Source organism: Pseudomonas sp. stari2, from assembly GCF_040760005.1.
Classification (GTDB): Bacteria; Pseudomonadota; Gammaproteobacteria; order Pseudomonadales; family Pseudomonadaceae; genus Aquipseudomonas.
The window spans coordinates 2289079-2298731 of the sequence record NZ_CP099760.1 but is presented as its reverse complement, the minus strand read 5'-3'; the positions used below and the strand labels follow the sequence as shown (position 1 = coordinate 2298731).

Here is a 9653-nt window from a genome sequence, read left to right as displayed (position 1 = left end):
TTCTTGGTATCCGAGTCAGTAGGCTGGCAGCACAAAGGCACGTCGTCCCTATAAAACGAATGCAAAGCGCAAAAATTAGCGATTGAGAAGAACTATCAGAATGGAGGTGCAGCGAGAATTTACGGGCGATAAAAAACCCTGCGGGAGCAAGCCTGCTCGCTCCTCACAGGGTTCTGGACAGCGATGAATTCGGGTTAAACGGCGGCCATCAAGCCGTGCCGACGATGATGCACGTCGAGCTGATCCTTGATTACCCGCAGCACCTTGGCTTCGTGTTCATGAATAAAGAAGTGCCCGCCGGCCAGCATGTCCACCGAGAAACTGCCACGGGTTTCCTTGCTCCAGCCGATCAACTGCTCGGTGGTCGCCTTGTCGGCCTTGCCGCCGAGCACATGCACCGGGCAGTTGAGAGGCGGCCGCTGCAACGGCTGGAATTTGCCGCAGAGCAGGAAGTCGGCGCGCAGGATCGGCAGCGTCAGGCTCATCAACTCTTTATTAGCCAGCACTTCCTCACTGGTGCCGTTGAGCGTGCGCAGTTGATCGATCAGCTCGGCGTCCGTCTTGGGCTCGGCAAAACCGCGGTCGTAGTCGGCGCGCAACGTCGGCGCCGCGGTGCCAGAGGCAAACAGCGCCACCGGTTCCGGGCAACCCAGTGCGCGCAAGGCGTGAGCGATTTCGCAGGCCAGCAAGGCGCCCAGACTATGGCCGAACAGTGCGTAAGGGGCCTTGAGTGTCGGGCGCAATTCCCGGGCCAATTGCATCGCCAGTGCACGCATGTCGGTGTGCAACGGTTCGCCGAACCGGGCGCCGCGCCCCGGCAATTCCACCGGTTGCAATTGCAGCCACTGCGGCAGCTTCGGCCGCCAGCGGCTGTAGACCATGGCACTGGCGCCGGAATACGGCAGGCACAGCAGGGTCAACTTGGTCAACACGCATCCCTCGAAAAAAGTCTCTTCAAGGGGTACGGATTGCTGCCCGGGCAAATTAGTCGGCAGTTTGTAAATTTCCGATACAAATGCTCGTTAACCGTTCAGACCAAAACAACAACGAGGATTCACCGTGGACCTGCAGACCATCCTGGGCAAGCTGTTCGCCAATGCCGGCGCGGTCGGTATCGAAGGCGTTTTCCAATTCGTGTTGGGTTCACAGGCGTTCTGGTCCGAGGTCAGCGCGAGCAGCCGCACCGAGGCCGGTCGCCATGCCAGCCCCGACGTGACCATCGAAGTCGCCGAGCAGGACTTTCTCGCAATCATGGCCGGTATCGCCAACGTCGAGGAACTATTTGCCAGCGGTCGCCTGAAGATCAGCGGCAACATGGGCCTGGCGACAATGCTGCCGCAAATCATCGACCACGCTCGCCGGGGTGCAGCGCCGGTAGAAAAGGTCGACATGAACAAGCGCTATCCGACGCCACCGCGCTTCAGCGAAAAACTCACCGCCAGCCTGCCAGCGCAAACCGTCGTCGAGCGCAGACCGCGCAGCGAGTTGTCGCTGATCGAATTCGAGAGCCGCTACCTGCCCAACGGTATTCCGGTGGTGATCAGCAATGCCTTGCACGACTGGCCGCTGTTCAAGCTCAGCCGCGAAGAATCACTGGTGCACTTCGCCGAACTGCAAGGCATCACCCGCCACGGCGATTACGTGAAGAAGACGTTCTCGACCGAACGGGATTTCCGCTCCACCTCGATGGCCGATTTCATCGCCTCGCTGGACAGCCCGGCGGTCAAAGGCGCGGACGGAGAGCCACCGGCCTACATGGGCAACAACATTCTGCCGGCGGCGTTGATGCAGCAGATTCAATACCCGCCCTACTTCGACGCTTCTTTGTTCATCCCGCCGCGCATCTGGATCGGCCCCAAAGGCACGCTGACCCCGTTGCACCGCGACGACACCGATAACCTGTTCGCCCAGGTCTGGGGCCAAAAGAAGTTCACCCTCGCCGCGCCTCATCATCGTGAAGCGTTGGGCACTTGGTCCACCGTACCCGAGGGTGGCCTGGACGGCTGCGATTTCAACCCGGATGCGCCGGACTACGAACGCTTCCCCAAGGCCCGCGACGTGACCTTTCTGCGGGTGACGCTGGAGGCCGGCGACCTGTTGTTCCTGCCCGAAGGCTGGTTCCATCAGGTGGAGTCGGTGTCGACCTCGCTCTCGGTGAACTTCTGGGTGAATTCGGGCCGGGGCTGGTAACCCGATCACTTGAGGTGGCGGAAGCTCTGCACCGCCGAACACAACACCACCGCCCCGGCCACTATCGCCAGCCAGAACCCGCTGCGGGCACCGAACGCATCCACCAGCGCGCCGGAACCGGCGGCGCCGATGGCCACGCCAATGCTCAGGCCAGTCACCAGCCAGGTCAGGCCTTCGGTGAGTTTGGCCGGCGGCACGATGCGTTCGATCAACGCCATCGCCACAATCAAGGTCGGCGAGAAAAACAGCCCGGCGATGAACACCGCCACAGCCAAGCCGAAGATGTTGGTCGCCAGCAACAGCGGCAGCGTGGTCAATGCGGTCGCCAGACCGCCATAAAGGAACAGGCGTGGCAACGGCAGCTTCGAGCGCATAGCCCCGAACGCGATGCCGGCCAGGCAGGAACCGATGGCGTACACCGACAACACGATGCTCGCCGCTGCCGGTTGCCCTTGCTGCTGGGCGAACGCGACGCTGACCACATCGACCACGCCGACGATCATGCCCATGGCGACCATCAACAGCAGCAGCCATTGCACGTCGGTGGAACGAATGATCGAACCTTGATGATGCGATTCGTGAGGATGCACCGGCGGCTCGGTGCCGCGCTGGGCAACGAATGCCGTCACGCCAATCGCCAGCATTATCAGCGCCGCCAGCGGCCCGGCTTCGGGAAACACGGCGACGCCCAGGCCTACCGACAGCGGCGGGCCGACGATGAAACAGACCTCATCGAGCACCGATTCCAGCGCGTAAGCGGTCTGCAATTGCGGCTGGCCGCGATAGATTTCCGTCCAGCGCGCCCGCACCATCGCCGACATGCTCGGCATGCAACCGGCCAAAGCGGCACAGACGAACAGCGTCCAGTTCGGCGCCTGCAAACGGGTGCACAGCAGCAACATCAGCAACGCCCCGCCACCGATCAGCGCCGACACCGGCAGAATCCGCCCCTGACCGTAACGGTCCACCAGCCGCGACACCTGCGGCGCGCAGAATGCGGTGGCCAAGGCAAAAGTTGCCGCCACGCCACCGGCCAGCGCATAGCCGCCGGTCAATTGCGAGAGCATGGTGATCACGCCGATGCCGGTCATGGAAATCGGCATGCGCGCGATCATCCCGGCCATCACAAAGGCCCGGGCGCCGGGGGCGTTGAACAGTTCGCGGTAAGGGTTTGCCATCGGATACAGCCTCATCAGGGGCGGCCAACTTGCCACAAAGCCTGACGGGCGGGAAAGCGAGGAATTGTTGGTGGAGTGTGAAGTCCCTGTGGCGTGCAGGGCCAATCGCTGTGGCACGAAACTGTCGATCTTTTCATGTCTGCGGATGAACTCTCGTCGCCAGCCATCAGTCAGCTAAGTAAGCCCCAACCCAAGGCGCGACCCTGCATGCAGATTTCCCTCGCCCGCCAAGTTGCTCTTGTCACCGGTGCCAGTTCCGGCATCGGCCACGGTGCCGCCAAAGCGCTGGCCGCTGCCGGTGCCGCCGTCGTCATCAATTACAACCGCCAGGCCGAGCCGGCCGAAGCGCTGGCCCGACAGATCGTCGCCGACGGTGGTCAGGCCATCGCCATCGGCGCCGATGTTTCGAAGGAAGAGGATGTGGAGCGACTGTTCCGGCAGACCCTCGACGCCTTCGGCACGCTGGACATTCTGGTAGCCAATTCCGGTCTGCAAAAAGACGCGGCCGCTGTGGATATGTCGCTGGCCGACTGGAACACGGTGATCGGCGTCAACCTCACCGGCCAGTTCCTTTGCGCCCGCGCCGCGCTGCGGATATTCAACCGCCAGGGCGTGCGCGAAGGCGTGTCGCGGGCTGCCGGCAAGATCATCCACATGAGTTCGGTGCACCAGCGCATTCCCTGGGCCGGGCACGTCAATTACGCAGCGTCCAAGGGCGGCGTCGATCAACTGATGCAGACCCTGGCCCAGGAAGTCAGCCACCAGCGCATCCGCATCAACGGCATCGCACCGGGAGCGATTCGCACGGCGATCAATAAGGACGCCACCGAAGGCGACGCCGGCCAGGCCCTGCTCAAACTCATTCCTTACGGGCGCATCGGCGATGTCGAGGACGTGGCCAACGCGGTGGTGTTCCTCGCCTCCGATGCCTCCGACTACATCGTCGGCACCACCTTGTTCATTGACGGCGGCATGAGCCTCTATCCGGAGTTCCGTGGCAATGGCTGAGCATCTTTCCGAACGACAAAGCCCCATCGACGCCCACGGCATCATTGGCGACATGCGCAGCGCCGCGCTGGTCAATGACAAGGGCAGTGTGGATTTCTTCTGCTGGCCGGAGTTCGACAGCCCGTCGATCTTCAGTTCGCTGCTGGACACACCCGATGCCGGGATTTTCCAGCTCGCCCCGGACTTGCCTGATGCCCGACGCGAACAGATTTACCTGCCGGACACCAACGTTCTGCAAACCCGCTGGCTCAGCGATCACGCCGTGGTGGAAATCACCGACCTGTTGCCCATTGGCGACAACGATGAAGCGTTGCCGCTGTTGATCCGCCGAGTGCGAGTGGTCAGTGGAGAGGCGACGTTTCATCTGCGCTGCGCCGTTCGGCATGACTACGCCCGCGCTGAAACGCGCGCCGTAATCGACAAGAAGGATGTGCTGTTCAGCGCCAGCGGGCAGCCGACATTGCGGCTGGCCTCGGATCAAGCCTTGAGCGTCGATCACGATGCGGCAGTCGGGCAATTCACTCTCAAACAGGATCAAACCGCCGCGTTCATGCTCGGCGACAGCGATGATCCGCGTTTTGCCGAAGGCGCCGCGCAGTTGTGCATCGAACGCACCCTGAAGTTCTGGCGCGACTGGATCGGCCAGTCCAACTATCGCGGTCGCTGGCGGGAAATGGTCAACCGCTCCGCCCTGGCCCTGAAGCTGCTGACCTCACGTCAGCACGGCGCAATCCTCGCCGCCGCCACCTTCGGCCTGCCGGAAACACCCGGCGGCGAGCGCAACTGGGACTATCGCTACACCTGGATCCGCGACGCCTCCTTCACCGTCTACGCCTTCATGCGCCTGGGTTTTGTCGACGAAGCCAACGGCTACATGCGCTGGCTGCGCGGGCGGGTCAGTGATTGCAGCGGTCAGCCGATGAAACTCAACATCCTCTACGCCATCGACGGCCGCCAGGAACTGCCGGAAACCGAACTCACGCACTTGTCCGGGCATGGCGGCGCAAAACCGGTGCGGATCGGCAATGGCGCCTACGACCAGATTCAACTGGATATCTTCGGCGAACTGATGGATGCCGTTTATCTGGTCAACAAGTACGGCGACGCGATTTCCCACGAAGGCTGGAAACACGTGATGGAAGTGGTCGATCAGGTGTGTGAGACCTGGCAGACCAAGGATGTAGGCATCTGGGAAATGCGCGGTGAGCAACATCACTTCCTGCACTCACGACTAATGTGCTGGGTGGCGCTGGACCGGGCGATCCGCCTCGCCTCGAAACGCTCGCTGCCGGCGCCCTTCGCCCGCTGGGACCAGACCCGCCAAGCGATCCACGCCGACATCTGGGACAACTTCTGGAACCAAGAGCGTGGGCATTTCGTGCAGTACCAGGGCGGCACCGCGCTGGATGGCTCGATGTTGTTGATGCCGCTGGTGCGCTTCGTCAGCGCCAAGGACCCGAAATGGCTGGCGACGCTGGAGGCTATCGAAAAACACCTGGTGCGTGACGGCATGGTTTACCGCTATCGCAATGACGATGCCGGCATTGACGGATTGTCCGGCACTGAAGGCGCCTTCGCTGCGTGCTCGTTCTGGTATGTCGAATGCCTGGCCCGGGCAGGGCAAGTGGAAAAGGCTCATCTGGAATTCGAGCAACTGCTGCGTTATGCCAATCCGTTGGGGCTGTACGCGGAGGAATTCGACAACCGTGGCCGGCATCTGGGCAATACGCCGCAGGCGTTGACGCATCTGGCGCTGATCAGTGCGGCGAGTTTTCTTGATCGCAAGTTGAGTGGGGAGAAGAATTACTGGCAGCCGTAGTCATCCTTATTCGCCAGAGCCTGTAAGAAAGATCTCAACCTCAATCGCCGCTTGTAGGATGGCCACCTACGAGCGGCAAACACCCCCGAGCCTTGTCGTTGAAGGGCTGGCCCACACAATCGATTCCTTTCGATACAACTTGTTGATGGCACGGCCTACAAAAACCTGCCAAGCCCGTGTAACGCCTGGCCCGCAACTCGCACTTACACCCCGAAATACCTTGTTGCCAGCGGTTACATCCCCCCCTACCATCCACCGCAACGGGCACAGCGGAGCTGTCCAATAAAAACCCGATTCAAGGAACCAGAATGAGCCAACGCATCCACCGCCCCATCGATTCCCCTCTGCGTACGGGCCTGACCCGCGACGAACTGTGGGAAGCCGCCGACAAGGGCCTGATCAAATGCTGGGAAATCGGCCGCCAGCGCGCCGCCCGCTTCCCCGACCTGGCCCAACGCTGCAGCGCCGATGAACTGCCGGTGCTGGGCTGGAAAGGTGGCGTGAGTCGCAGCCTGAAGAAGAATGAAAAGTACGGATCGCTGAAGTACCTGGCCCAGTGGCAGGGGTTGCGCGGGGAAGATCTGGATATCGATCTGGGTGCCGAACGGGTCATGACCTGCTCGCGGACGAAAATGGTGGTGACGTTTACGCCGGATCGCAGCAAGTATTTCAATCAGGTGGCGGACGCTGAAACTTGAGGAATCCCGTATGACCCAAGCCGTGATGCAGTTTTGCAAGACTGAAAGTCTGACCATCGCCTATGAGCATCACGGCCCGGAAAACGGCACGCCGGTCATCCTGCTTCACGGCTTCCCCTACTCCCCCCGCGCCTACGACGAAATCGCCCCGCCTCTCGCCGCCAAGGGTTATCGGGTGATCGTGCCGTACCTGCGCGGTTACGGGCCGACCCGTTTCAACCGCCCGGACACGCTGCGGTCCGGCCAGCAAGCGGCGCTGGCTCAGGATCTGCTGGAGCTGATGGACGCACTGGGTATCGAGCAAGCGACGTTGTGCGGTTACGACTGGGGTGGTCGGGCGGCGTGCATTGTGGCGGCGCTGTTTCCCGAGCGTGTGCGCGGGTTGGTGACGGGCGATGGCTACAACCTGCAAGACATTCCGCATTCGATCCATCCGCTGGATCCCGAGACCGAGCATCGCTTCTGGTATCAGTATTACTTCCACACGCCCCGTGGCGTTGAAGGGCTTACGCAGAATCGACGGGCGCTGTGCGAGTTGCTGTGGCAGTTGTGGTCACCGACCTGGCTTCGGAACGCCGAGCGTTTTCCTCTGAGCGCACCGGCGTTCGACAACCCGGATTTTGTTGACGTGGTGATTCACTCTTATCGCCATCGCTTCATGTATGCGCCGGGCCATCCGGCGCTGGAGTGGATGGAGCAGGCGCTGGAAAAACAACCGGCGATCGGTGTTCCGACGATTTCGCTATGCGGTGCCGATGATGGGGTTGGCCCGGCGCCGGAAGACGATGAAGATGCGCACCACTTCACCGGGATTTACGAGCGGCGGGTGCTGGCCGGTGTCGGGCATAACATTCCCGAGGAAGCGCCGGTCGAAACGCTCAAGGCATTACTGGATCTGCTCCGGCGCTGACCGAAAACCGCTCCCGATACGCCTGCGGCGTCACGCCCATGGCCCGCAGGAAACTGCGTCTCAGGGTTTCTTCACTGCCAAATCCACAATTGGCCGCGACCCGTTTGATCGGCAAACCCGTATCGCTCAGCAACCGGCGGGCGGTTTCGACGCGGATCAGTTCAATGGCGCGGGCCGGGGTCTGGCCGGTGTCGGCGCGGTAGTGGCGCACGAAACTGCGTTCGCTCATACCGGCCTGTTCGGCGAGGGTCGGGATGCCCAGATCGCAGGTCAGGTGTTCGGCGATCCACGCGTGCAGGTCGTCGAAGCGGTTGCCCTGTTTTTGCAGTGACAGCGTCACGCTGAATTGCGACTGCCCGCCCGGGCGCTTGAGGAACACCACCAGTTGCCGGGCGACGTCCAGGGCCATGTCGCGACCGAGGTCGTCTTCGACCATGGCCAGCGCCAGGTCGATGCCGGCGGTGACGCCCGCCGAGGTCCAGACCGGGCCGTCATTGATGAAGATCGGATTGGGCTCGACCTGCAAGCGCGGGTGTTTCTGTGCCAGTTGCTCGCAGCGGGTCCAGTGGGTGACGACCCGGCGGCCGTCGAGCCAGCCGCTGGCCGCCAGCAGAAATGCGCCGGTGCAGACCGAGGCCACGCGCCGGCATCCGTTGGCGTGTTCACGCACCCAACTCACCAACTTGACATCCTCAGAGGCTGCATACACGCCCCAGCCTCCGGCGATGATCAGGGTATCGCTGGCCTGTTCCGGCAGCGGTTCGACCAGCATCGCCAACCGTGCCGAAGAGTTCACCACCCCGCCGCCACTGGCGATGACCGTTGGCGCGTAGGGCGCAGGCAAACCCTGCTGGCGGGCAATGTCGTTGGCCGAGGCGAATACCTGCAACGGCCCGGTGACATCGAGCAATTGCACATTGGCGAACGCGAGTACGTGGATGGTTTTCGGCATTTGGCGTAATTCGAGGGCTGATTGGCGTATGCGCCAAAACCTACGCGCCTACAGTGAAGCCGTCTACCCCCCTTTCACGGAGAAGAATCATGGCGTTGCAGATCGGTTTTCTGTTGTTTCCCCAGGTGCAGCAACTCGACCTGACCGGCCCGTATGACGTGCTGGCCTCGCTGCCGGACGTGCAGGTGCATCTGGTCTGGAAGGATCTGGTGCCGGTGACTTCCAGCACCGGGCTGCTGCTGAAACCGACCACCACCTTCGAGGACTGCCCGGATCTGGACGTGATCTGCGTTCCCGGCGGCGCCGGGGTCGGGGCGTTGATGGAAGATGAGCAGACGCTGGCGTTCATCAAGGCGCAAGCCGCGCAGGCGCGTTACGTGACGTCGGTGTGCACCGGTTCGCTGGTGCTCGGCGCGGCGGGCCTGCTGCGAGGCAAGCGCGCGACCACGCATTGGGCTTATCACGATCTGCTGCCAACACTGGGCGCAATTGCGGTGAAGGATCGGGTGGTGCGTGACGGCAATCTGCTTACCGGGGGCGGTATCACCGCCGGGATCGATTTTGCCCTGACCCTGGCGCAGGAACTGGTCGGCGTCGATACGGCGCAATTGGTGCAGTTGCAGCTGGAATATGCGCCGGCGCCGCCGTTTGATTCGGGCAGCCCGGACACTGCGCCGAGCGGGATTGTCGATGAGGCGCGCAAGCGTGCGGCGCCTTCGCTGAAACTGCGCCGGGAAATCACCGAGCGCGCGGCGGCGAAGCTCAATCTGCGCTGATTCGTGCGCAGCACAGGCCCTGTGGGGATCAACCCACAGGGCCCGCGTCCCGGTTTTCCCCTACACCTTCACTTGTCCCCTCGCCCCCACCCGTGTAGAAAGCCTGTCCACAAATCGTGCAC

General features: G+C 62.4%; 9 protein-coding genes. 6 read left to right on the top strand and 3 right to left on the bottom strand.

Annotated features, from left to right (window positions below; all coding sequences use genetic code 11):
- Positions 1-194: 194 nt before the first annotated feature.
- Positions 195-932 (bottom strand): thioesterase II family protein, encoded by a 738-nt coding sequence (locus tag NH234_RS10580; protein ID WP_367256447.1) that lies wholly within the window; start codon positions 930-932, stop codon positions 195-197.
- Positions 933-1059: 127 nt separating this feature from the next.
- Here NH234_RS10580 and NH234_RS10575 point away from each other — a divergent pair, with 127 nt between their 5' ends.
- Complete coding sequence (locus NH234_RS10575) at positions 1060-2190, top strand: cupin-like domain-containing protein (protein WP_367256446.1); 1131 nt, start codon at positions 1060-1062, stop codon at positions 2188-2190.
- 5 nt (positions 2191-2195) lie between these two features.
- Here NH234_RS10575 and NH234_RS10570 read toward each other — a convergent pair whose 3' ends face one another.
- Positions 2196-3368, bottom strand: a complete 1173-nt coding sequence (locus NH234_RS10570) for an MFS transporter (RefSeq protein WP_367256445.1) — start codon at positions 3366-3368, stop codon at positions 2196-2198.
- 207 nt (positions 3369-3575) lie between these two features.
- Between NH234_RS10570 and NH234_RS10565 the strand changes: the two genes are divergently transcribed.
- From NH234_RS10565 to NH234_RS10550, 4 genes are all read left to right on the top strand, one after another.
- Complete coding sequence (locus tag NH234_RS10565; protein ID WP_085732435.1) at positions 3576-4376, top strand: glucose 1-dehydrogenase; 801 nt, start codon at positions 3576-3578, stop codon at positions 4374-4376.
- Positions 4369-6195 (top strand): glycoside hydrolase family 15 protein, encoded by a 1827-nt coding sequence (locus NH234_RS10560; RefSeq protein WP_367256444.1) that lies wholly within the window; start codon positions 4369-4371, stop codon positions 6193-6195. The genes NH234_RS10565 and NH234_RS10560 overlap by 8 nt, the downstream gene beginning before the upstream one ends.
- A 308-nt stretch (positions 6196-6503) precedes the next feature.
- A complete protein-coding gene (locus NH234_RS10555; RefSeq protein ID WP_085732433.1) occupies positions 6504-6893 on the top strand; it encodes a hypothetical protein in 390 nt (129 codons plus the stop codon).
- 10 nt (positions 6894-6903) lie between these two features.
- Complete coding sequence (locus NH234_RS10550; protein ID WP_367256443.1) at positions 6904-7803, top strand: alpha/beta fold hydrolase; 900 nt, start codon at positions 6904-6906, stop codon at positions 7801-7803.
- On the opposite strand, the gene NH234_RS10545 is transcribed toward NH234_RS10550, so the two are convergent.
- Positions 7772-8755, bottom strand: coding sequence for a GlxA family transcriptional regulator (locus tag NH234_RS10545; RefSeq protein ID WP_367256441.1), 984 nt, complete (start codon positions 8753-8755; stop codon positions 7772-7774). The genes NH234_RS10550 and NH234_RS10545 overlap by 32 nt on opposite strands.
- A gap of 89 nt (positions 8756-8844) precedes the next feature.
- On the opposite strand from NH234_RS10545, the gene inhA reads away from it, so the two are divergent.
- On the top strand, positions 8845-9531 hold the full coding sequence (gene inhA / locus NH234_RS10540; protein ID WP_367256440.1) for an isonitrile hydratase: 687 nt from the start codon (positions 8845-8847) through the stop codon (positions 9529-9531).
- Positions 9532-9653 lie beyond the last annotated feature (122 nt).